We start from the raw sequence: 22,498 nt of genomic DNA, 5'->3' as shown, positions 1-22,498 counted from the left end.
TGTTTCCAGCCTGCTTCGCCGGGCCGGATGGCTCAACAGAATTTCGCCCGGAACGGATCGGCCGGCGGAAACCGCCGGCCGGTCGTCGTCGACCTGCGGGATCAGAACAACACGGTCGCCAGGGTGCCGACCGGGCGGAAGCCGCAGCGCTCGTAGACGCGCCGGGCGGGCTGGTTGAAGTCGTTGACGTACAGGCTGACCGTCGGGGCAACCCGGGTCAGCGCGTCGCGGACCACCGCCGCCATCGCGGCGGTGGCGATTCCCCGCCCCCGCCACTCGGGTGCCACCCAGACCCCCTGGACCTGCGCGGTACGCCGGGTCACGACCGCCAGCTCGGCCTTGAAGACCACCCGACCGTCGACGAACCGGGCGTACGCCCGACCGGAGCGGATCATGTCGGTGACCCGGCGTCGGTACCCGCGTCCGCCGTCGTCGGCCAACGGCGAGACGCCGACCTCCTCGGTGTACATGGCCACCGCCGCCGGGAAGAGCCGGTCGAGTTCGCCGCTACGTACCCGGCGGACCTGCGGGTCGGCCGGGACCGGAGGCAGCGCGTCGGTGACCAGCAGGGGTTGGTTGGGCCGTACGTCCCGAGCCGGTCCCCAGGCGTCGGAGAGGCGGTCCCAGAGCTGCAGCACGGCGTCGGCCCGACCGACGATCGACGAGCAGAGCCGTTCCTCACCGGCGAGCAGGTCGGCGAAGGCGGCGATGGCCTGCGGGCCGGCCAGCACCGGGGTGAGGTTGCCACCGAGCCAGCAGACCGATTCGAGGTGACGGCGGGAGCCGTACCCGAGGACCCGGCCCTCGGCCCGCCACCACGCCAGCCCGCGCGCGGCGACCCGCTCCGCGACCTGCGCGCTCGCGAACGGGTCGAGGTCGAGCAACCGCTCGACCGCGCGCCGTTCCGATTCCCCGAGTTGCCGCACCGGCGCCGTCAGCACGGTTACCAGCCTGCCAGATCAGCTCACCGGGTGTTGGCGGACGGTGACGACCGTCCGACGACCGGACATCGCCCGGGTGAACAGAACCGGTGAACCCGGACAAAGAGCCACACGATTGTCCGTGAGCACCGTCCGGTACGGCTCCCGCCGTCGTGTCGCTCGCGCCGTCAGTGCACGGTGACGGTGGCCCCGGGCAGCAGGCCGCGCAGTTCCTCCGGCAGCTCCGCACCCATCTCGTCGGCGAGCCGCAGCGCCTCCTCGATCAGGGTCTCCACGATCTGCCCCTCGGGCACGGTCTTGATGACCTGACCCTTGACGAAGATCTGTCCCTTGCCGTTGCCGGAGGCCACTCCCAGGTCGGCCTCGCGGGCCTCGCCGGGACCGTTGACCACGCAGCCCATCACGGCGACCCGCAGCGGCACCGGCAGCCCTTCCAGGCCGGCGGTGACCTCCTCGGCCAGCTTGTAGACGTCCACCTGGGCCCGACCGCAGGACGGGCAGGAGACGATCTCCAGGCCGCGCTCGCGCAGCCCCAGCGACTCCAGGATCTGGGCACCGACCTTGATCTCCTCGACCGGTGGCGCGGACAACGACACCCTGATGGTGTCACCGATCCCCTCGGCCAGCAGCGCTCCGAAGGCCACGGCCGACTTGATGGTGCCCTGGAACGCCGGCCCGGCCTCGGTCACACCCAGGTGCAGCGGGTAGTCGCACTGCTCGGCGAGCTGACGGTACGCCCGGATCATCACCACCGGGTCGTTGTGCTTCACCGAGATCTTGATGTCCCGGAAGCCGTGCTCCTCGAACAGCGAGCACTCCCACAGCGCCGACTCGACCAGCGCCTCGGCCGTCGCCTTGCCGTACTTCGCCAGCAGCCGCTTGTCCAGCGAGCCGGCGTTGACGCCGATGCGGATCGGCGTACCGGCGGCGGAGGCCGCCGCCGCGATCTCCTTGACCTTGTCGTCGAACTGCCGGATGTTGCCCGGGTTGACCCGCACGGCCGCGCAGCCGGCGTCGATCGCCGCGAAGACGTACCTGGGCTGGAAGTGGATGTCGGCGATGACCGGGATCTGCGACTTGCGCGCGATCGCCGGCAACGCCTCAACGTCGTCCTGGCTGGGCACGGCCACCCGGACGATCTGGCACCCGGACGCCGTCAGCTCGGCGATCTGCTGCAACGTGGCGTTGACGTCCGCGGTCAACGTGGTGGTCATCGACTGCACCGACACCGGCGCGCCGCCACCGACCGGCACGGACCCGACCATGATCTGGCGGCTGGCCCGGCGGGGCGCGAGCGGCGGCGGCGGTACGGCGGGCATACCGAGGCTGACAGCGGTCACTTCAGGCACTCACTTCGGGAAGAGGACGATCGGATTGACCACGTCCGCGGTGATCGTCAGCAGAGTGAACACGCCACCGATCAGGATCACCACGTAGGTGAAGGGCATCAGCTTGAAGTAGTCGACCCGGCCCGGGTCGGGTCGGCGCAGCCGCGCGTACACCCAGGAGCGGGCCCGTTCGAACCAGGCGATGGCGATGTGTCCGCCGTCCAGCGGCAGCAACGGCAGCAGGTTGAACACGCCGATGAAGAAGTTCAGCGAGATGAAGAGCATGACGAACAGTTCCCAGGCGTCGTTGGCGACCGCCTCGCCGCCGAGGACGCTGGCGCCGACCACGCTGATCGGGGTGTCGATGTCCCGCTCGCCGCCGGTGATGGCGGTCCAGAGCGCCGGGATCTTCTCCGGCAGGCGCTGCAACGCCTGCGCGGTGGCCACCGCCATGTCGCCGATGAAGTCGCTGGTCGCGCCGACCGCCGCCACCGGGCCGTAGGAGACCAGGCCCGGGGTGGAGACGACCAGACCGACACCGAGCGCGGCGACGTCGGTGACCGGCCCGTTCGGGTTGTCGATCGGCGGACGCTTGGTGGTGGCCAGGGTGGTCTCGGCGGTGCCGGGCTGGCCGTCCCGCTCGTACCCGATGACGGCGGTGCTGCCGGGCGCGGCGGCCCGCAGGGCGGTGAGCAGCTCGCCGTAGTTGTTGATCGGGGTGCCGTTGAGCGAGGTGATCCGGTCGCCGTTCTGCAACCCGCCCGTCGCGGCGGGGCTGGGGGTGTCCCCCGCGGCGCACTCCCGCCAGGTGGTGTCCGGCAGCACGCACTCCTGGATGGCGATCACCGCCGGCTCGGAGCGGACCTGCTGCTCCGTACGCGGGAAGTCCGGGTTGGGCAGGCCGAAGGTCATCGCCGCCAGCCAGGCCGCGAAGATCGCCAGCCCGAAGTGGGTCACCGACCCGGCGGACATCACGATCGTGCGCTTCCACACCGGGTAGCGCCACATGGCCCGCTTCTCGTCACCGGGCTCGACGTCGTCGTCCTGCGGCGTCATGCCGACGATCTTGCAGAAGCCACCGAGCGGGATGCCCTTGAGGCCGTACTCGGTCTCGCCTCGCTTGAACGAGAAGATGGTCGGGCCGAAGCCGACGAAGTAGCGGGTGACCTTCATGCCGAAGGCCTTGGCGGTGAGCATGTGCCCGGCCTCGTGCAGGCTCACCGAGATGAGAATGCCGAGGGCGAACAGCACCACCCCGAACGCGAACGACATCAAGCTCCCTCCACCGCCGCAGCGATGATCTCCTGCGCGTGTGCGCGCGCCCACGACTCGGCTTCGAGTACGTCCCCGACGGTACCCGGTTCGCCGAAATCGGGAGCCTCCTCCAGCACGCGCTGCAACGTGTCGACGATGCCGAGGAACGGCAGCCGCCCGGCCACGAACGCCGCCACGCACTCCTCGTTGGCCGCGTTGTAGATCGCCGGACGGCACCGGCCGGCCTCGCCGGCCGCCTTGGCCAGCGCCACCGCCGGGAACGCCTCGTCGTCCAGCGGCGCGAACTCCCAGGTGTGGCTGGTCGTCCAGTCGACGGCGTCAGCGGCGTCGGCGACCCGCTCCGGCCAGCCGAGGCCCAGGGCGATCGGCAGCCGCATGTCCGGCGGGCTGGCCTGGGCCAGGGTCGAGCCGTCCACGAACTCGACCATCGAGTGGATCACCGACTGGGGGTGCACCATCACGGTGATGTCGGCGTACGGCACGTCGAACAGCTCGTGCGCCTCGATCACCTCCAACGCCTTGTTGACCATGGTCGCCGAGTTGATCGTGACCACCGGCCCCATGTTCCACGTCGGGTGGGCGAGGGCCTGCTCCGGCGTGACGGCCGTCAACTCGTCCCGGCGCCTGCCGCGGAACGGCCCACCACTGGCGGTGACGATCAGCCGGCGCACCTCACCCCGGGTGCCGCCGCGCAGGCACTGGGCGAGCGCCGAGTGCTCCGAGTCCACCGGCACGATCTGCTCCGGCCGGGTCACCGCGGCCCTGACCAGGGAGCCGCCGGCGACGAGGGACTCCTTGTTGGCCAGCGCGAGGGTACGCCCGGCGCGCAGCGCCGCCAGGGTCGGCGCCAGCCCGAGCGACCCCACCACCCCGTTGAGTACGACGTCACACGGCCACTGCGCCAGCTCGGTCATGGCCTCCGGCCCGGCCACGATCTTGGGAAGCTTGAACTCGCCGGTGGCCCAGCCCCGCCGGCTCGCCTCCGCGTAGAACGCGAGCTGAAGATCCTGCGCGGCGGACGCCTTCGCCACCCCGACCGCGTCGACGCCGAGTTCGAGGGCCTGGGCGGCGAGCAGGCCGATGTTGCCGCCGCCGGCACCGAGCGCCACCACCCGGAACCGGTCCGGGTTGCGCCGCACGATGTCGATGGCCTGGGTACCGATCGACCCGGTACAGCCCAGCAGCACAAGATCACGGGGGGAGCTCACGCGCCCATTGTTACGCACCGCCGCCGAGTGCAAGGAAGGGCACCTTGTTAACGCCTCCGGTGGAGGAAGGGCCCCTTATTAACGCGGAGGAGCCAGCCTCAGCTCTCCTCGAGGGGAAGGTCTTCCTCTTCCAGCGGAGCTTCCTCGCCGAGCAGGTCACCCGGATCGATCGAGAACTCGAACGGCTCCCGCATCACGAAGGTGCTTCCGGCCGCAGCGGCGGCCACCGGCCGATACTCGCCGTCGGCCAACTCGAACAGCGCGATGGTGGGGACTCGGTTTCGCAGGTCGACCCGGAGGAAGAAGGGTCGGGGATGAACAGATCCTGCCCGGAGACGACGTTCGCCCCCGCGTAGAGCCACAACTTGGCCTTGCGGGCCGCCTGCTTCAACAGGTACGCGAGGTCAAGCTCGGCATCCTGGTGGTCATAACCGGCGTGGGGTGTCACGATCACGCTTCCGCTCAGGACCTCAACCTTGGGGCCGTTGGTCTCCGGCAACAGGTCGAGGGCGAGCTGGGCGGTCCACGGCTCGTCATGCCACCGCAGCACGTCGAACGAAGGCCCGGTGGGCCGGACCTCGGCGTCGCCGGGCACCGGCTCGGGCGCGTACGCGGCCTGGGCCATCCGGGCTCACCCCCCCCTCAGCGGGACATTCTGCTCAACCCAGCCTAGCCAGGGCAGCCCGCACCGCACGACATCGCACAGCCTGTCCGACCCGCCGTTCTTGGACAGTTCCCGCTCACAGCGCATACACAGCTAACGGGACTGTCCAAGAATCACTCCACCCGTGGAGCCGGATCGGCCGTCGGTTGCGGTTGGCGGTGGCGCAGCGCTTCGCGGGAGAGGAAGTCGGCCCGACGGATCACCTCCGGCAGGCGGTAACGCGGGCTCAGGTCGAGCGTCAGCGTGGTCGCCTGGTCGAGGTTGGTGCGGTGGCCCACCGACACGAACACCGGCTTGACGTCGGTCTGGGTACGCAGCACGCGGCCCAGCACCTCGCCGCCGTCGCGCAGCGCCGACCAGTCGCCCCGCCGCGCGCCCGGCCCGTCGAAGGAACCGACGAAGGGGGTCTTCGCCACGCCGAAGGTCGGCAGGCCGGTGACCACGCCGAGGTGGCAGGCCAACCCGAAGCGCCGCGGGTGCGCGATGCCGTACCCGTCACAGACCACCAGGTCAGGTCGACGGCCGAGCCGGTCCAACGCCGCCAGCAGGATCGGCACCTCCCGGAAGGCCAGCAGTCCGGGCAGGTACGGGAAGCTCACCTCACCGGGCACCACCACCGACTCCACCTCCGCGCCGGTCGTCAGGTCGACGACGACGGCGGCGGCGACGATCCGTGGCGACACCTTGTCGTACGACACGTCCACGCCGGCCACCAGCGTCGGCGCGACGCTCAGGCGGTCGTCCAGGACGAGGCGTTGCCGCAGCTCCTGCTGGATCCGCTCCGCCTCCGCCACCGATCCCGCGCCCAGCACCGATTCGCCGTCCCAGGCCGGCGACGTCACGCCGTCGCCGTCAGCGCGTCGTCGGACAGCGGCCGGTCGGCAGGGGCGATCGTCATGAGGTGTGAGCTTACGACCGATGGTCCGCAGGGGATGGCGGCAGCGGTCGCGATCCGTGCACGCGCTCAGCTCGACAGCACCGACCGACGACAGCTACGGGCTCTCGTGTTGACCCGGCCGCCGGAGGAACGCTGGGATGGGAGTGGTTCAGCAACCGTGTCGAGGAGGCGGGGCGTGATCCTGGACTGGCCTGGCTGTCGCAACGGCCGTGACGTGGGCGGTCTACCGACCGTGGACGGTGGTCGCACCCGTCATGGGACGCTGCTGCGCTCGGGCAGCCACGACGGGCTCGACCCGTCGGTGCTCCGCCAGGCGGGGGTGGGCCGCGTCGTCGATCTGCGCTGGGCGCGGGAATGCGCCGCGCGGCCGAGCCCGTTCGCCGGCACGCCGGTCTACCGGCACGCGCCGCTGCTGAACGACGTCCTCGACTACGAACCGCCGGACGACAGCTACGGGCCGATGCTCGACCACAACCGGGAGCGGATCGCGTCCGCGTTCCGGGTGGTCGCGGAGGCACCGGCGGGAGCCGTCCTGGTGCACTGCCACGCCGGGCGGGACCGTACCGGCGTGCTGGTCGCGCTGCTGCTGCGGGTGGCCGGGGTGGGCACCGGAGACATCGCCGACGACTACGCCCGGACGGAGGGCTGCACCACGACGCCGATGCGCAACACGCTGACCCACCTGCAGCGTCGCTACGGCGGTGCCGTGCCGTATCTGGTCGACGCGGGTGTCGAACCGGCCCTGCTGTCGGCCGTCCGGTCGCGGCTGGTCGAGCCGGGCGGCGGAGGTCAGCGGGAGAGCGGAGGTCAGCGGGAGGGCGGGGGTCAGCGGGAGGGCGGGGCGGTCAGGACGAAGGTTTCCACCTCGGCGCCGCCGTACCAGTCGGTACGTCGGCCCAGGTGAGTCATGCCGAGCCGCCGGCACACCGCCATCGAGCGTTCGTTGCCGGGCGTCACCACGGCGTACACCTGGCGGGTGTCGGTGGCGAACTCACCGACCAGCACGGCGCGGGCCGCCTCGGTGGCGTAGCCGTGCCCCCAGGAGTCGGGGTGCAGGTGCCAGCCCACCTCGATGTCCTCGGTCGGGGTGTGACCGTCGGTACCCGGTAGCGGCTTGAGCAGGACGCTGCCCGCCACCACCCCGGTTTCGCGGACCTCGACCGCCCAGAGACCGTACCGGCCGGCGTAGGGGGCGTACCGGTCCCGCCAGGCGGTCAGCCGCTCGGCGGCCTGTCCGGGCTCGGTGAGCCGGCCCGCTCCCCCGCCCAGCCAGCGCATCACCTCCTCCCGTGAGTAGATGTCGTAGATGCGGGCCAGGCCAGGTCGGCCGGCGCATCGGTCCACTCCCGCAGTACCAGCCGTTCGGTCGTCGCGACGGTCATGGCCGGCGATGGTAGTCCCACCGACACCGACCCGGCGGTCCCGGGATCGGCGGGTACGGCGGGGGTAACAGGGACGGTTGCCGGGCGGAAGGACGGGGAAATGGAGCGCGGTGGGCGGTGCGTGGGAGCGGACGAGGCGAATCACCCGGGCGGCCTTCCGCCCGGTACGGGGCCGGGACCTGTCGCTGCACGCGGCCTCGATCACGTTCTACGGGGCGATCGCCGTGGTGCCGGTGGCCCTGCTGGCGATCTGGCTGACCACCCTGCTGGTGGGGGCCGCCCGGGTACGCCGGCTCACCGCGTACGCCGTGGAGACGCTGCCTGACGCGATCGGCGTGCCACACGCGGTGGCCGCGCTGGTCGAGGCCGGGGTGGGGTTGACGCCGTGGCTGGCGTTGGCCGCGCTGCTGCCGGCGTCGCTCTACGGCGAGGGGCTACGGCGGGCGTTCGTCTCGGTCGCCGCGCCCCGCTCCGACGAACACCTGGTCGGCTGGCGGGGCCGGCTGCTGCTGCTGCCGCTGCTGGCACCGGCCCCGGCGCTGCTGCTGTCGATCCTGCTGGCCCTGCCGACCACCACCGGGCTGGTCCAACGCGGCGGGTGGGCCGGTGCGCTCGGGGTGGTGCTGTCGTTCCTGGCGGTGTGGCTGGTCCTCACGCCGGTGCTGATGTGGGTGTTCCGGGTGGTCGGTCCGGCCTCGCCGGACTGGCTCGCCACGCTGGCGATGGGCTCGTTCACCGCGGCGAACCTGTCCGGCTTCCTGCACGGTTTCGTCCTCTTCGCCTCGCTCCCGCTCGACCTGGGTGTGCCCTTCGGCGGGCTGGACGAGGTGGGCGCCGCCGTGGCGATCCTGCTCTGGCTCTACGTCTTCCACGTGATCGTGCTGGCCGGCTACTCCGCCACCCTGGCCCTCTCCGCGTGGCGCGCCCGCCGCCAGCAGCGTCAGGTCAGCGGCGGAACGGGCCGGTGACCTCGTAGGTGATGCCGCCGGAGCCGGTGGAGTTGCCGCTGGTGCCCCGCTGGGAGGAGAAGTAGAGGCGGGAGCCGTCGGGGCTGAAGGCCGGGCCGGTGATCTCCGAGGAGGACTGGCCGTTGATCCGCAGGAACGGGGCCACCACCCCGGCCGGAGTGATCACGCAGATCTCCATGTTGCCGCCGTCCTCGGCCACGTAGAGGTCCCCGCCCGCGGTGCCGGTGATGTTGTCGACACCGGTGAGCGGCGCGGTGCCGGCCGGCACCAGGGAGTCGTCGTACGCCAGGTCGATGCGCTGGTTGACCGCGTCGTACGCCCACACCCGGTTGTCGCCCTTCGTGGTGAACCAGCAGGTGCCCCGGTCGTACCAGCAGCCCTCGCCACCGTCGAAGTGCTTGGCCGCGCCGACCTGGAGCCGGGTCGGGATCGGAAAGCCGTCCCGGTCCGGGACGTTCTGCCAGGTGACCGGGCCCGCGGTGGCGCTGGCCGGGGCACACAGCACCTGCAGTTGACCGGTGCGCAGGTCACCCCAGGTGTCGGGGATGAAGCGGTAGAAGCAGCCGTCGCCCTCGTCCTCGGTCAGGTAGATCACCCGCCGGTCGGGGTCGCAGGCCGCCGCCTCGTGGGTGAACCGGCCCATCCGGGTACGCTCCTCGGCGCTGCGGCTGCCGTCGGGCCAGGTCTCGAAGACCCGCCCCAGCGGCACCTCCTCGCAGGACAGCCAGGTGCCCCACGGGGTGGCGCCCCCGGCGCAGTTCACGTTGGTGCCGCCGAGGATGCGGTACGCGGTGCTGATCGACCCGTCGGCGCGGAACCGCACCGCGGAGGCCCCACCGATCAGCGGCACCTCGGAGTTCGAGACGTAGATCCAGCCGTCGCCGGCCCGGAAGCAGGCGCCGCCGTCCGGCGCCCAGTGCCAGACGTACGAGGTGCCGGCCACCCGCTGCCCGGAGCGGGCGATGACCCGGCTGGTGAAGCCGGCGGGCAGGTGGATGCCGTTGGCGTCGGCGGCCAGCAGGTCCCCGTAGGGGCTGGGGCCGGGTTGGGCGGGCGCGGCCAGGGCGGCACCGGCCCAGAGGCTGCCGGAGAAGGCGGCGGCACCGCCGACGACGGTGGCACGCAGCACGGTACGACGATCCACGGAAACCTCCGAGCGGTGACGGGGGGGCTGGCCTCCACGACGCTAAGCCGCACACCCCATCGACAAAACCCACTCCCCCATGAACACCAGCCAAACCCTCCCCCCTTGTTGATCATGAGGTTCACGGCACATTCGGAGATCAAGAGCGCCGCCAACCTCATGGTCAACAGGGTTGAGTTGGGGTGAACACGGGTTAGGGTGCGGGGATGACGGGTGGTGGGTTGCCGGGGCGGGTCGACGTCGTGGTGGTGGGGTCGGGACACAACGGGTTGGTGTCGGCGATCCTGCTGGCCCGGGCCGGGTTGGACGTGCTGGTGCTGGAGGCCGCCGACGTGATCGGCGGGGCCACGCGCACCGAGAATCCGTTCCCGAAGGTGCCCGAACTGCGGCACTCCACCGGGTCGTACCTGCTCGGGTTGATGCCGCCGGAACTGCTCGCCACGCTCGACGTCCGCATCCCGGTGCTGCGCCGCGACCCGCACTACTTCCTGCCCACCCCCGGCGGGGCAGGCTCGCCGTACCTGCTCTTCGGTACCGACGCCGCGGCCACCCGCGCTCAGCTCGCCGAGTTCTTCTCCCCCGCCGACGCCGCCGCCGACGCCGCGTTGCAGGCCGAACTGGCCGCGTTACGCGAGGACCTCGCCCCGGCCTGGCTGGCCGAGCCGCTGACGGTGGAGGAGACCGCCGAGCGACACGTCCGTCCCGAGTTGCGTACCGTCTTCGTGGACCTGGTCCGCGGCTCCGTCGCCGACTACCTGGCCCGCTTCGACTTCCGCTCCGAGCTGCTGGTCAGCATGTACGCGGTCACCGACGGCCTGTCCGGGCTCAACGCCGGCCCCGACGACCCCGGCACCGGGCACAACTTCCTGGTGCACAACATGTGCCGGCTGCCCGGCTCCGACGGCACCTGGATGATCGCCGAAGGTGGCATGGGCACCGTGTCGGGTACCTTCGCCGACGCGGCCCGCGCCTCCGGCGCCCGGATCGTCACCGGCGCGCCGGTCGCCGCGATCACCCTCGAGGGCGGCGCCGCCAGCGGCGTGGTGCTCGCCGACGGCCGTCAGGTCGGCGCCGAGGTGGTGCTCGGCGCCTGCGACCCGTACCGGCTGATGGAGCTGCTGCCCGACGGCGCGCTGCCGAACACGCTCGGCGAACGGATGGCGGCGGTCCGGCGCACCGGCAGCACCCTCAAACTGAACCTGGCGCTGCGTGGCCTGCCCCGCTTCTCCTGCCTGCCCGATGGTGCGCCGAGCCCGTTCGGCTCGACCATCCACCTGCTGCCCGGTTCGGCGTCGCTGACCGGCGGCGCGGGCGAATCACCGATGGCGGCACTGCGCGCCATGTGGGACGACGTGCGGGCCGGCCGGTTGCCCGAGGAACCGACCATCGAGTGGTACCTGCACACCACCGTCGACCCGTCGCTGGCCGACCCGGCCGGGCACCACTCGTCGGCGCTGTTCGTCCAGTCGGTGCCGTACGAACTGGCGGGCACCACCTGGGACGCGGAGCTGCCCGGTTACGTCGAGAAGCTGGTCGGCATCTGCGAGCGGTACGCCCCGGGCACCGGCGACCTGATCGCCGACGCGGTGCCGCTGCCGCCGCCGGGCATCGAGGCGCACTTCGGGATCACCGGCGGGCATATCCACCACGTCGACAACACGGTCTCGTTCGCCGACCGGATGCCGTACGCCACCGGCATCGACGGCGTGTACGCGGGCAGCGCCGGCTGCCACCCGGCCGGCAGTGTCATCGGTGCCGCCGGCCACAACGCCGCCCAGCGCATCCTCGCCGACCTCGGCCGCTGAGACTGTGCTGAAAGGAAGGGCCCCTTGTTAACGCCTGGTGTGGTAAAGGGGCCCCCTCCTAACACTTCAGGCGGGTGACTCAGCTCGCCGAAGGAGCGGCTTGCGGGGTGTCCTCACCGACGCGGTGGGCGCGGACCTTGTGGCCGACGCTGGTCAGGCAGCGTCCGCTGGGCAGGTCGAACCGCCAGCCGTGCAGCTGGCAGGTGAGCTGGTCGCCGTCGACGATGCCGAATCGACTCAGGTCCGCCTTCAGGTGCGGGCAGCGCCGCTGCACCACCCAGTCGCCGATGGTGATGTCCTCGGCGTCCACGGCCCGCTCGTGCTCGTCGTACCAGCCCTCGGCGTACTGGAGGCGCTCGGTGGACAGACACTTGAAGAAGGCGTACACGAACTCGTTGTACTGCCCGATGCGCGCGGCCGAGAAGCGGCAGGACAGGAAGAGCGAGTTGACCCAGTCCACCTCGCCGATGTGCAGCAGGTGCTCCACCAGCGCCCGCTCGGTACGGAAGCGGTAGCGGACCTTCTCGTCGGCGTACGGCCGCACCTGCTTGCCGGGGAAGTCCACCACGATCGACTCGACGCTCTCGCCGTCGTAGCCGACCAGGTCGAACCGGACCGGGCCGCCGACCCCCTTGGCCAGGTAGATCGACTCGTCGAGCAGCGGCTCGATCCGCCGCTTCAGCTCCTTGAGCACGTCCACCTCGGGGTGCCGCCAGGAGGCCTTCTCCGCCTCGATGATCGGCCGCTTGCGCTCGCGCATCTCTTCCAGGTGGGCCACCTTGTTGGCGAAGAACTCCTCCACCGGCACCGGGTGCGTGGTCGTGGCCCCGGTCGTGGTGACCTCGGTGACGCTGCCGGGCAGCAGCACGATGCCGTTGGTGCCACCGACCTTCGCGTACTCGGCCAGGAAGACCGACTGGTCGGGGAAGATGTTCCCCTCGTCGCCGAAGATGTCGTTGAACTGCCACAGCTCGTCGTCGAGGAAACACGGTGGCCCGGCGATCGGGAAGACGTGATCGGCCTTGAGGTCGTCGATGTAGCGCCAGGTGCGGTCGAACTGCCGTTCCCGCTTCTGCTTGCCGAATGCGGTCTTCGCCGCGTTCGGCAGCTCGTAGACCATCGGATACCAGATCGCGCCGGAGAACTGGAGCATGTGCGCGTGCACGTGGCCCAGCTCGGCGAAGGTGCTCAGGTCGGTCGGGCGGGCGTCGTTCTGGTTGAGCAGCCGGACGCCGTCGTACTCCACCCAGAGCGAGGAGTCGCCGATCGGACCGTCGGTGGGGCTGGTCAGCGCCTGGATCATGATCTTCAGGCCGCCGTCCAGCTCGACGACCTCCTCGTTACGGGTCTTCAGGAACTTCGTGAAGCCCAGCTCGCGGAACTCGTCCTCCATCTCCGAGGTGGGGAACTCGGGCAGCAGCACGGTGGCCTTCTTCGACACGTACCGCTTGAGATGGGCCGCGTCGAAGTGGTCCCGGTGCAGGTGGGAGACGTACAGGTAGTCGACGTCACCGAGGGCCTCCCAGTCGAGCTGGGAGTTGTCGGGGAACGGGAACCAGGAGGCGAAGTAGGCCGGATTGACCCACGGGTCGCACAGGATGCTGCCCGCGGCCGTGTCGATCCGCATGCTCGCGTGCCCCGTACCGGTCACTCGCACCGCAGTTCCCCCTCAAAAAGACAATCAAGGTGTACGCCCCAGAACGCTACCGGAGGCAGTCTGGTCCTCGCCCCGCGACGCCGGTAGTGCCCTTCCACCCACCTGGGCGGGCCCATCGGCCCTGGCCGGAAACCTTCCCAGGGGACGTGCCAGACTAGCCGGAGATCCGTTCGCGAGGAAGGACCGACAGTGGCAGGAAGCGAGCCGGTAACGTCTCCGGACCAGCACAAGCCCGGGCACCGTAAGGCCGGGCGGATCGGCGCGGTGCTCACCGCGTTCGCGCTGCTGGCCATGCTCTGCGGCAATCACGAGGGCAGGGTCGAGAACCTCTGGCTGATCGGGCTGGCCGCGGTCCTGCTGCTCATCGTGATCGGCGACGCGGTGCTGCGCCGCAACGGCCTGCGCTCCTGACCCGAACAGCACGCGACGGCGCGCGCTCGTGACGCGGTCGACACGCGACGGCCCGCGTTCCTGACCGACCGGGCTCCGCGCGACCACGCGTCGGCCGACCGCCGCATCCATCTGTGCCCTGACGCGCGAGGGCCCGCCCCGGTCACCGGAGGCGGGCCCGCTCGCGTTTGACGTCGGTCAGCGACCGAAGAGGATGTCCTGGACGTTCTTCAGCGCGGCGTCGACCTCGGCCTCGAAGTAGCCGCCCTGCACCAGGCCGAAGCGGAGCGTGTCGAGGTCCTTGGGGTTCACCGGCATCGGGTTACGTCCGGCCATCCCACCGAGCAGCGTCTCGAAGAACCGGTCCACCTGGTCCGGGTCGTACCCGCTGCCGAAGCGACGGACCTGGAAACTCCGCCGGATCTGGTCCACCCGGTAGAGGTCACTGCCGGGCGGACCGGCCATCGGCGGCCCGCCCATCGACGGGCCGGCCATCGCCGGCGGGCCGCCCATCGCCGGGGGACCGCCCATCGAGGGCCCGCCGAGCGCCTGCTGCGGCATCCCGGGCGGTCCGGCCGGGCCGCGCCGCGGGTCCCGGTCCGGCAACCGGATCTCGGCGGTCATGTCGGTACGGCCGTGCCGGCCCGCCTCGAACCCGTCGAAGCGCTGGTCGTCGGGCGGGCCGTAGCCACCGGGCCCGTCCGGTGGGCCGTAGCCACCCGGTCCGTCCGGCGGACCGTAGCCACCCGGGCCGGCGGGCAGACCACGCGGCGGAGGGCCGCCGTGACCCATGCCGCCGGGGGGACCCATCGGCGCGCCCGGGCCCATCGGGCCGGCGGCACCGCGCGGTGCGTCGTAACCACCGCGGGGAGCGTCGTACCCACCGGCGAAGGCGCCGGTCGGCTCGTCGTAGCGGCCGTAGGGCGGGCCGGCCTGTGCCGGCATCGCCCGCGGCGGCATCGGGGGCTGCGGCACCGGGGACATCCCCCGGTCATCGCGCATGCCGGGACCCATCCGTTCGGGCGGGCCCATCCGGCCATCGCCGCGGCCCGGCACGCCACCGCGCTCCTCCAGCTCCGCCAGCTGCCGTTCGACGCGGTCGAGGTGCAGGTCGACCTGCCACTCGTCGTAGCCGTTGAAGCGAACCCGGAAGACGACGTCATGGACCTCCTGCGAGGCCACCGGCGCTCCGACCGGCTGGCCGGCGAGTGTCGCCTCGACCCGGTCCAGGAAGGCGTCCACCTCGTCAACCTTGTATCCCCGGCGGAGCGCCTTACGCCGGAAACGCTGACCCTGACTCGCCACTATGTCTCCTGGTCTCGTTCGCCACGCCCGGTCACGCCGTCATCTCCCCGGCCGGGTCGGTGCCACTGTCCTCCGCGGCGGCCAACTGCCCACACGCTCCGTCGATCTCACGACCTCGGGTGTCCCGCACCGTGGTGGACACACCGGCGTCGCGCAACCGCCGGACGAACTCCCGCTCGACCGGCTTCGGGCTCGCGTCCCAGCGGCTGCCCGGAGTCGGGTTGAGCGGGATCAGGTTCACGTGGGCCAGCTTGCCGGCCAGCAGCCGGCCGAGCAGGTCAGCTCGCCACGGCTGGTCGTTCACGTCCTTGATCATCGCGTATTCGATCGACACACGACGGCCCGTGCGGGCCGCGTAGGCCCACGCTGCGTCCAGCACCTCGCACACCTTCCAGCGCTGGTTGACCGGCACGAGTTCGTCGCGCAGCTCATCATCGGGGGCGTGCAGCGACAACGCAAGAGTCACAGAGAGGTCTTCGCTGGCCAGTCGGTGGATGGCCGGCACCAGCCCAACCGTGGAAACGGTGATGTGACGCTGCGACAGGCCGAGACCCTCGGGTGCCGGCGCGACCAGGCGGCGGATCGCCGCGACCACCCGGTTGTAGTTCGCCAGCGGCTCGCCCATGCCCATGAAGACGACATGCGACAGCCGCGGCGGTGACCCCGCCACCTTGCCGGAGGCGGCCACGCCCGCCAGGTAGACGGCCTGGTCGACGATCTCGGCGGTGGAGAGGTTGCGGGTCAGGCCGGCCTGGCCGGTCGCACAGAACGGGCATGCCATCCCGCATCCGGCCTGGCTGGAGATGCAGACGGTGACCCGGTCCGGGTACCCCATCAGCACGCTCTCCACCAGCGACCCGTCGTGCAGCCGCCACAGTGCCTTGCGGGTCGCCCCGTCGTCGCAGGCCAGCTCGCGTACCGGAGTGAGCAGTCGGGGCAGCAGCTCGCCGGCCAGGCGCTCGCGGGACGACGCCGGCAGGTCGGTCATCTGCTCCGGGTCGCGTACCAGCCGGCCGAAGTAGTGGGTGGAGATCTGCCGGGCCCGGAACGCCGACTCGCCCAGCTTCGTGACCAGGTCCTTCCGGCCGGCCAGGTCGAGGTCGGCGAGGTGCTGCGGGGGCATTGCCGCCCGGCGCGCGCCGGGCGCGTCCGGGTCGACGGGGATCAGGGGAAGACTCGTCATGGCACGTCCAGTCTGGCACGCCCGGCCCGGAACGCACCTCCGCGGAAGTGCCGGATCCGCTCCCACCCTCTCCGCGCCCCGGTCACACCGGCGTGGGCCATGCCTCAGCTCACCGCCGGAACGAAGACGACGAGGAGCAGGTAGGCCGTCGGCACCGCGAACAGGACGGAGTCGAGCCGGTCCATCAGGCCGCCGTGGCCGGGGAGCAGGTTGCTCATGTCCTTCACGCCGAGGTCCCGCTTGACCATCGACTCGGCGAGATCGCCGAGGACCGCGGCACCCGAGACCGCGACCCCGAACACGGCACCCCACCAGGGAGCCACGTCGAACAGCAGCCAGAGCAGCAGGGCGCTGCCCAGCGCCGCGGCGCCGACCGAGCCGGCGAAGCCCTCCCAGGACTTCTTCGGACTGATCGTCGGGGCCATCGGATGCTTGCCGAAGTTGGCGCCGGCCGCATATCCGCCGGTGTCGGAGAGCACCACGGCGACCAGCGTCACCAGCACCCGTAACGCCCCGTCGTCCGGGGAGGACGCGAGCAGGGCGGCGAAGCCGCCGAGGAACGGCACGTACACCGCGATCAGGGTCGCCGCGGTCATGTCCCGCCGGAGGTCGGCCGTACCGTCGCCGAGCCGCCAGAGCAGCGTGCCCGCCACGGTGACCACCAGGCCGAGCAGGAGCGCGTCCAACCCGGCGAACCAGGCCAGGGTGACGGTGAGCACCCCACCGGCGAGCAGCGGCACCAGCGGCACCTCGGCGCCACCGCGACGCACCGCGCGCGACATCTCCCAGATGCCCACGCCGAACGCGGCGACCAGCACCAGCAGGAACGCGGGGGTGTACAGGAACAGCGGCAGCAGGACCGCCGCGCCCAGGCACACCCCGACCGAGATGGCCGCCGGCAGGTTCCGCCCGGCCCGGCTCGGGGTCTGCTGGGTGGCCGGCCGGCCGGCCCCCGCCCGACGCCGGCCGCGATGGCGCCGACCCGGACCGTCCTGCGCGTCCGGTTCCGGCGCGTCCTCGGCTGGCACGGCCGCGAGCTGGGTGGTGGCGTCGTCGGAATCCCGAAGGTCACCGGCGCGCACGGGTGACATCTGGGTGGTCGGCGCGTCGTCGTGGTCCCGCCCGTCACCGACCCGCACCGGGGCGATCTGGGCGGTGGGAGCGTCACCGTGGTCGAGGTCGCGGCGCCCGTTCGGGGGCTGATCCCAGCCACCAGGGCCGCGCCCGCTACGCGGGTTGGCGTACAGCTCGGCGCCGGGCTGTGGGCCGCGGCCCCACGGACCGGGCTCGACGTCCGGATCCGGCCAGGGCAGCGAGCTGGGCGGGCCCGGACGATCCCAGTCACGGGCACCGGCGCCGCCGTAGGGGTCGAGGTGGGACATCACGCACCAGACGGGAGCGGTACGAGATCCACCACTTGACGCACAGCCACTACCATCCCCAACCCGCGCGAGGCGCTCCGTCTGACGTGCCGGCCTGTCGGCTGGCCGATCCCCACCGTTCACCGCCGGGTCACCGGGAATCGAGCCGAGCCTACTGCACCCGCCCGCCCGGTAGGACGTACCGGTACTCGCTCCCACCGCATCGATCATGAAGTTGTCACCCCGCCACGCCGGTGGCGAGGGTGACAACTTCATGATCGAGGTTGACGGTGTGACCGGGGTCAGACCTCCAGGAGCTCGGTCTCCTTGTGCTTGACCAGCTCGTCGACGTGCGCCACGTACCGCTGGGTCAGGTCGTCGAGTTCCTTCTCCGCGCGACGGCCCTCGTCCTCGCCGACCTCGCCGTCCTTGACGAGCCGGTCCAGCTCCTCCTTGCCCTTGCGGCGGATGTTACGGATGGCGACCTTCGCCTCCTCACCCTTGTGCCGAGCCACCTTGATCATGTCGCGGCGGCGTTCCTCGGTCATCTGCGGGAGCAGGATGCGCAGCTGGTTGCCCTCGTTGTTCGGGTTGACCCCGAGGTCCGAATCGCGGATCGCCTTCTCCATGGCGTTGATCTGCGAGTTGTCGTACGGCTTGATGATGGCCATCCGCGGCTCGGGAATGGCCACCGACGCCATCTGCGTCAGCGGGGTCGGACTGCCGTAGTAGTCGATGATGATCTTGGAGAACATGGCCGGAGTCGCGCGACCGGTGCGGATGGCGCCGAACTCCTCCTTGGCGTGCTCGACCGCACGCTCCATCTTCTCCTCGGCCTCGAGGAGGGTGTCGTCGATCACCGGTCTCCTCGCCTCCTTCTTGTGCTCGTCGTGGCTTGTCGGGTCACCGGGACCGCCGAGATCGCCGTCGGCGGTCGGCTCAGGTGGTGATCAGCGTGCCGATCTTGTCGCCGCCCACGGCCCGGACGATGGTGTCGTCGCCCTGCGCGCCGAAGACCAGCATCGGCAGGCCGTTCTCCATGCAGAGACTGAAGGCGGCAGCGTCGGCGACCCGGAGGTTGCGGCGCAGCACCTCGGAGAAGGTGATCGAGTCGAACTTGCTGGCGGTCGGGTCGATCCGGGGGTCGGCCGTGTAGACGCCGTCCACCCCGTTCTTGCTCATCAGCACCACGTCCGCGTGGATCTCCAGCGCGCGCTGGGCGGCGACCGTGTCGGTGGAGAAGTACGGCATGCCGGCGCCCGCGCCGAAGATGACCACGCGGCCCTTCTCCAGGTGCCGGATCGCGCGCAACGGAATGTACGGCTCAGCCACCTGAGCCATCGTGATGGCGCTCTGTACCCGGGTCTCGATGCCCTCCTTCTCCAGGAAGTCCTGGAGGGCCAGGCAGTTCATCACCGTGCCGAGCATGCCCATGTAGTCCGCGCGGGCCCGGTCCATGCCCCGCTTCTGCAACTCCGCGCCGCGGAAGAAGTTGCCGCCACCGACCACCACCGAGACCTGCACACCCCGGCGCACCACGGTGGCGATCTGACGGGCGATGGCCTGGACGACGTCCGGGTCGACGCCGATCGCGCCGCCGCCGAACACCTCGCCGGAAAGCTTCAACACCACCCGCCGGGCCCGACCGGGCGGCGGTGCCGTCGGATCGTCCGCCGCCAACGTCCGGTCACTCACAACCTGCGTCATTCGCCCGTCCTTCCCCCACTGGCGCGCCCAGGTGCGCGTACCTGCCGTTGCCGACCTTATGGGACGAGGAGGCCGCGGTGTGTATCGCGTACACCGGCGGCCTCCTCGTCCTCGTCGTTGCGCTCAGCCCACGGGCGCGACGCGCCCGACCCGGCTCAGGCCTGGCCGACCTCGAACCGCACGAAGCCGGTGACCTCGATGCCGGCCTCGGCCAGCACCTGCTTCACCGTCTTCTTGTTGTCGGTGACCGACGACTGCTCCAGCAGGACGAAGTCCTTGAAGAAGGAGTTGACCCGGCCCTCGACGATCTTCGGCAGCGCGGCCTCGGGCTTGTTCTCCTCGCGGGCGGTCTGCTCGGCGATGCGCCGCTCGGACTCGACGACCTCGGCCGGCACCTCGTCACGCGTGAGGTACTGCGGGCGCATCGCGGCGATCTGCATGGCCGCGCCGCGCGCGTCGGCGTCGCCCGCCTCGTCGGTCTTGCCGGCGTACTGCACCAGCACGCCGACGGCCGGCGGCAGGTCCTGCGCCTTGCGGTGCAGGTAGACCGCGACGTTGCCGTCGAGCTTGGCGAACCGGTTGAGCACCAGCTTCTCGCCGATCTTGGCGGACTGCTCCTGGACCAGGTCGGCGACGGTACGACCATCGATCTCGGTGGCCAGCAGCTCCGCGGCGTTGCTGACGCCGGCGCGCTCACCGTGCTCGACCAGCTGCTGCGCCAGCGCGATGAAGCTCTCGTTCTTGGCGACGAAGTCGGTCTCGCAGTTGAGTTCGAGCAGTGCCTTGCCGGAGTGCGCGACCAGACCGTTCGCGGCGGTCCGGCCGGCCCGCTTGCCGACGTCCTTGGCGCCCTTGACGCGCAGGATCTCGACGGCCTTGTCGAAGTCGCCCTCGGCCTCGGTCAGGGCCTTCTTGCTGTCCATCATGCCGGCGCCGGTCAGGTCGCGGAGCTTCTTGACGTCCGCGGCGGTGATCTGGGACATGGCTCTCTCTTCGGTGTTGAGACTGCGGTGGAATGGTCTGAGGGTGACGGTTACCCGGTCCCGAGAGGTTCGTGCCCGGTCTACCCGCCGCCGGTCACCGTCAGCGGAACGGACGGTGACCGGGCGGCGGCACGGTCACTGACCGGAGACGGCGGCTGGCTGCTCGGCTGCCGGCTGCTCGGCCGCGGGCTGCTCGTCAGCCTTCTTCGGCTCCTCGAGCAGCTCGCGCTCCCACTCGGCCAGCGGCTCGTCGGTGGCGACACCCGCCTCCGGCTTCTCGTCGCCACCCCGGCGACGGCCGGAGCGGGCGATCAGACCGTCGGCCACCGCGGCGGCGACGACCTTGGTCAGCAGCTCGGCCGAGCGGATCGCGTCGTCGTTGCCCGGGATCGGAAAGTCGACCTCGTCCGGGTCGCAGTTGGTGTCGAGCACGGCGATCACCGGGATGCCCAGCTTGCGGGCCTCGTCGACGGCGATGTGCTCCTTCTTGGTGTCGACCACCCAGACCGCGGCCGGCAGCTTCTGCATGTCCCGCAGGCCACCCAGCGTGCGGGTCAGCTTGATCTTCTCGCGGGAGAGCTGCAGGGTCTCCTTCTTGGTGTAGCCGGCGGCGGTGCCGCTGAGGTCACCGAGGGCCTCCAGCTCCTTCATCCGCTGCAGCCGCTTGTACACCGTCTGGAAGTTGGTCAGCATGCCGCCGAGCCAGCGGTGGTTGACGTACGGCTGGCCGACCCGGGTCGCCTGCTCGGCGATCGCCTCCTGGGCCTGCTTCTTCGTGCCGACGAAGAGGATGCTGCCGCCCTCGGCCACCGTGTTGCGCACGAAGTCGTACGCCTTCTCGATGTAGTCGAGGGTCTGACGCAGGTCGATGATGTAGATGCCGTTGCGTTCGGTGAAGATGAAACGCTTCATCTTCGGGTTCCAGCGCCGGGTCTGGTGCCCGAAGTGAACACCACTCTCCAGCAGCTGACGCATGGTCACGACGGCCATGGTTCGTACTCCTTGCGGTCCCTGGTTGTCGCGCCCGGCCGGCGGCCGGGCGTCCTGGTGCCCGGTCGTCGGCCATGATGGGCCCGAACGGGTCGGGACCAGGGAGGCCGCCGCCACACGACGACTCGTGAGGAAGGCACGCGAGGTCGACCGCACGAGGCGGTCGCCAGTCGACCAGTGTACGCGCCTTCCCGGCCACCTCACGCCCGGGTGCGGCGGGCTGCGCTCAGCCGGCGGCGAGCGCGGCGACGAGGAAGAGCGCCAGCCCGACCGTCAGGTAGGCCGTCGGCGGACGCAGCCAGCCCCGCGCGCCGTCGGTCAGCGAGAACCCGGTGGTCCGCAGGCCGTACAGGCCGGCCGCGAAGATCGGCAACCCGCAGACCAGGAACGTGCCCGCCAGCACGTCACCGGCGGAGACCGGATCCGCCGTCGCGCCGTGCAGCAGCACCCGCAGCGCGGGCAGCTCGAAGATCACGACCAGTGCGGCGAAGAGCACCGCGAACACCGGTCGCCGCGTCCGGTACACGCCGTCGCCGGCCGGTGCCCCGGCCGCGACGCCGCTCGCCTGGTAGCCGGCCGTCGGATGCTCGGCGGTCGGGTGGCCGGTCCCGGTACCGATGGCTGGCGTGGTGGCCTCGCCCACCGGCGCGTCGCCCCGGGGTACCACCGGCGGCACCGGCCCGGTCGGCTGCTCCAGTGGGTTGGGCACCTCAGGGCCACGCCTGGCCTCGACGACCGGGTACCCGGCCAGCGCGGCGCGGGTCGGATCCGTCGCCAGCGGCGCCCCGCCGCTGGTCGGGCTCGCCTCGGGCGCGGCACGGCGGCCGGGGCGATCGACGGGCAGCTCACCGGAGCTGTCGGGTTCCGCCGGCTCCGCCCGGCGAGAGCGCGACGCCCGGTAGCGCTCGGTCTCCGTCGCGACGTCCCCGAGCGGATCCGTCAGAGCGAAGCGGCGCGGCGCGCCGTACCGGTCGTCGTCGTCACCGCGCTGCTCGGGCGCCACCCGTGGCTCGTCACCGGGGTACCGCCCCTCCCCCGCGCCGCGCCACTCCGGGTCGGCGTAACCACGATCATGATCACTCGGGTACCAGCGCGACTCCTGGTCGTCGGCGAAACTGCGTCGTCCGTCCACGCCGGCACCGTATTCGACCAGCGGTTCGTGCGCCATTCGGCCTGCCCGCTGACCAGCCATGATGCGCCGCTAATAGCACATCCTGTACATGATCGTCCGGTTGTCCACAACGCCCTCGGCTGTCCACAGGCGGCCGGACGGGGGTCGCTGCGGAAGCACGTACGGGCGCAGGGTGCC

General features: G+C 71.3%; 20 protein-coding genes and 1 pseudogene. 4 read left to right on the top strand and 17 right to left on the bottom strand.

All coding sequences use genetic code 11. The annotated features are described in order from the left end of the window. Positions 1 to 101: 101 nt before the first annotated feature. The 6 genes from SM447_RS01990 to SM447_RS01965 form a co-directional block, all read right to left on the bottom strand. Positions 102 to 941 (bottom strand): GNAT family N-acetyltransferase, encoded by an 840-nt coding sequence (locus SM447_RS01990; RefSeq protein WP_474570963.1) that lies wholly within the window; start codon positions 939 to 941, stop codon positions 102 to 104. A 167-nt stretch (positions 942 to 1,108) separates the two neighbouring features. Then, entirely contained in the window at positions 1,109 to 2,281 is a 1,173-nt protein-coding gene (gene ispG, locus SM447_RS01985; protein ID WP_474570962.1) for a flavodoxin-dependent (E)-4-hydroxy-3-methylbut-2-enyl-diphosphate synthase, read from the bottom strand. 9 nt (positions 2,282 to 2,290) lie between these two features. Beyond that, positions 2,291 to 3,541, bottom strand: a complete 1,251-nt coding sequence (locus tag SM447_RS01980) for a M50 family metallopeptidase (protein ID WP_474570961.1) — start codon at positions 3,539 to 3,541, stop codon at positions 2,291 to 2,293. After that, entirely contained in the window at positions 3,541 to 4,752 is a 1,212-nt protein-coding gene (gene dxr / locus SM447_RS01975) for a 1-deoxy-D-xylulose-5-phosphate reductoisomerase (RefSeq protein WP_474570960.1), read from the bottom strand. The genes SM447_RS01980 and dxr overlap by 1 nt, the downstream gene beginning before the upstream one ends. A gap of 193 nt (positions 4,753 to 4,945) precedes the next feature. Continuing rightward, positions 4,946 to 5,377, bottom strand: coding sequence for a hypothetical protein (locus SM447_RS01970; protein ID WP_474570959.1), 432 nt, complete (start codon positions 5,375 to 5,377; stop codon positions 4,946 to 4,948). 152 nt (positions 5,378 to 5,529) lie between these two features. After that, positions 5,530 to 6,258, bottom strand: a complete 729-nt coding sequence (locus tag SM447_RS01965; RefSeq protein WP_474570958.1) for an endonuclease V — start codon at positions 6,256 to 6,258, stop codon at positions 5,530 to 5,532. Between the two features lie 231 nt (positions 6,259 to 6,489). Between SM447_RS01965 and SM447_RS01960 the strand changes: the two genes are divergently transcribed. Beyond that, a complete protein-coding gene (locus tag SM447_RS01960) occupies positions 6,490 to 7,218 on the top strand; it encodes a tyrosine-protein phosphatase (protein WP_474570957.1) in 729 nt (242 codons plus the stop codon). Here SM447_RS01960 and SM447_RS01955 read toward each other — a convergent pair. Beyond that, positions 7,140 to 7,696, bottom strand: a pseudogene (locus SM447_RS01955) (GNAT family N-acetyltransferase). The gene SM447_RS01960 and the pseudogene SM447_RS01955 overlap by 79 nt on opposite strands. 110 nt (positions 7,697 to 7,806) lie before the next feature. On the opposite strand from SM447_RS01955, the gene SM447_RS01950 reads away from it, so the two are divergent. Further along, positions 7,807 to 8,664 (top strand): YhjD/YihY/BrkB family envelope integrity protein, encoded by an 858-nt coding sequence (locus tag SM447_RS01950; RefSeq protein WP_474570956.1) that lies wholly within the window; start codon positions 7,807 to 7,809, stop codon positions 8,662 to 8,664. On the opposite strand, the gene SM447_RS01945 is transcribed toward SM447_RS01950, so the two are convergent. Continuing rightward, complete coding sequence (locus tag SM447_RS01945; protein WP_474570955.1) at positions 8,642 to 9,808, bottom strand: alkaline phosphatase PhoX; 1,167 nt, start codon at positions 9,806 to 9,808, stop codon at positions 8,642 to 8,644. The two genes, SM447_RS01950 and SM447_RS01945, sit on opposite strands and share 23 nt — an antisense overlap. Before the next feature lie 206 nt (positions 9,809 to 10,014). Here SM447_RS01945 and SM447_RS01940 point away from each other — a divergent pair, with 206 nt between their 5' ends. Beyond that, the gene (locus SM447_RS01940) at positions 10,015 to 11,613 is read left to right on the top strand and encodes a phytoene desaturase family protein (protein WP_474570954.1); all 1,599 of its coding nucleotides are present in this window, start codon (positions 10,015 to 10,017) and stop codon (positions 11,611 to 11,613) included. A 79-nt stretch (positions 11,614 to 11,692) separates the two neighbouring features. Here the strand turns inward: SM447_RS01940 and SM447_RS01935 are convergent, their stop codons facing one another. Continuing rightward, positions 11,693 to 13,270, bottom strand: coding sequence for a Rieske 2Fe-2S domain-containing protein (locus tag SM447_RS01935; protein WP_474570953.1), 1,578 nt, complete (start codon positions 13,268 to 13,270; stop codon positions 11,693 to 11,695). Positions 13,271 to 13,459: 189 nt separating this feature from the next. Here SM447_RS01935 and SM447_RS01930 point away from each other — a divergent pair, with 189 nt between their 5' ends. Then, positions 13,460 to 13,681: a DUF2631 domain-containing protein gene (locus tag SM447_RS01930; RefSeq protein WP_474570952.1), complete on the top strand. Its 222-nt coding sequence runs from the start codon at positions 13,460 to 13,462 to the stop codon at positions 13,679 to 13,681. Between the two features lie 177 nt (positions 13,682 to 13,858). On the opposite strand, the gene SM447_RS01925 is transcribed toward SM447_RS01930, so the two are convergent. The 8 genes from SM447_RS01925 to SM447_RS01890 all read right to left on the bottom strand — a co-directional run bounded on the left by SM447_RS01925 (position 13,859) and on the right by SM447_RS01890 (position 22,357). Then, positions 13,859 to 14,965, bottom strand: coding sequence for a DivIVA domain-containing protein (locus tag SM447_RS01925; protein WP_474570951.1), 1,107 nt, complete (start codon positions 14,963 to 14,965; stop codon positions 13,859 to 13,861). Between the two features lie 31 nt (positions 14,966 to 14,996). Beyond that, positions 14,997 to 16,148: a dual-specificity RNA methyltransferase RlmN gene (rlmN, locus tag SM447_RS01920; protein ID WP_474570950.1), complete on the bottom strand. Its 1,152-nt coding sequence runs from the start codon at positions 16,146 to 16,148 to the stop codon at positions 14,997 to 14,999. A gap of 104 nt (positions 16,149 to 16,252) precedes the next feature. Beyond that, a complete protein-coding gene (locus SM447_RS01915) occupies positions 16,253 to 17,530 on the bottom strand; it encodes a phosphatidate cytidylyltransferase (protein ID WP_474571237.1) in 1,278 nt (425 codons plus the stop codon). Between the two features lie 281 nt (positions 17,531 to 17,811). Further along, positions 17,812 to 18,369, bottom strand: a complete 558-nt coding sequence (gene frr / locus SM447_RS01910) for a ribosome recycling factor (protein ID WP_474570949.1) — start codon at positions 18,367 to 18,369, stop codon at positions 17,812 to 17,814. Between the two features lie 79 nt (positions 18,370 to 18,448). Then, complete coding sequence (pyrH, locus tag SM447_RS01905) at positions 18,449 to 19,216, bottom strand: UMP kinase (protein WP_093401681.1); 768 nt, start codon at positions 19,214 to 19,216, stop codon at positions 18,449 to 18,451. A gap of 155 nt (positions 19,217 to 19,371) precedes the next feature. Beyond that, positions 19,372 to 20,199 (bottom strand): translation elongation factor Ts, encoded by an 828-nt coding sequence (tsf, locus tag SM447_RS01900; RefSeq protein ID WP_474570948.1) that lies wholly within the window; start codon positions 20,197 to 20,199, stop codon positions 19,372 to 19,374. Between the two features lie 135 nt (positions 20,200 to 20,334). Then, on the bottom strand, positions 20,335 to 21,189 hold the full coding sequence (gene rpsB, locus SM447_RS01895) for a 30S ribosomal protein S2 (RefSeq protein WP_474570947.1): 855 nt from the start codon (positions 21,187 to 21,189) through the stop codon (positions 20,335 to 20,337). Positions 21,190 to 21,415: 226 nt separating this feature from the next. After that, positions 21,416 to 22,357 (bottom strand): hypothetical protein, encoded by a 942-nt coding sequence (locus SM447_RS01890; RefSeq protein ID WP_474570946.1) that lies wholly within the window; start codon positions 22,355 to 22,357, stop codon positions 21,416 to 21,418. Positions 22,358 to 22,498 lie beyond the last annotated feature (141 nt).

The organism is Micromonospora aridisoli (genome assembly GCF_056150025.1).
Note: the sequence above shows the minus strand (reverse complement) of the source record. Positions and strands in the feature narration are given on the sequence as shown.

Bases quoted from the DNA above. Each gene is read 5' to 3' on its own strand.
- SM447_RS01890 (WP_474570946.1), bottom strand. From the start codon at position 22,357: ATGGCGCACGAACCGCTGGTCGAATACGGTGCCGGCGTGGACGGACGA.
- SM447_RS01915 (WP_474571237.1), bottom strand. From the start codon at position 17,530: ATGTCCCACCTCGACCCCTACGGCGGCGCCGGTGCCCGTGACTGGGAT.
- rlmN (WP_474570950.1), bottom strand. From the start codon at position 16,148: ATGACGAGTCTTCCCCTGATCCCCGTCGACCCGGACGCGCCCGGCGCG.
- SM447_RS01980 (WP_474570961.1), bottom strand. From the start codon at position 3,541: ATGTCGTTCGCGTTCGGGGTGGTGCTGTTCGCCCTCGGCATTCTCATC.
- tsf (WP_474570948.1), bottom strand. From the start codon at position 20,199: ATGTCCCAGATCACCGCCGCGGACGTCAAGAAGCTCCGCGACCTGACC.
- SM447_RS01970 (WP_474570959.1), bottom strand. From the start codon at position 5,377: ATGGCCCAGGCCGCGTACGCGCCCGAGCCGGTGCCCGGCGACGCCGAG.
- rpsB (WP_474570947.1), bottom strand. From the start codon at position 21,189: ATGGCCGTCGTGACCATGCGTCAGCTGCTGGAGAGTGGTGTTCACTTC.
- pyrH (WP_093401681.1), bottom strand. From the start codon at position 19,216: ATGACGCAGGTTGTGAGTGACCGGACGTTGGCGGCGGACGATCCGACG.
- SM447_RS01940 (WP_474570954.1), top strand. From the start codon at position 10,015: ATGACGGGTGGTGGGTTGCCGGGGCGGGTCGACGTCGTGGTGGTGGGG.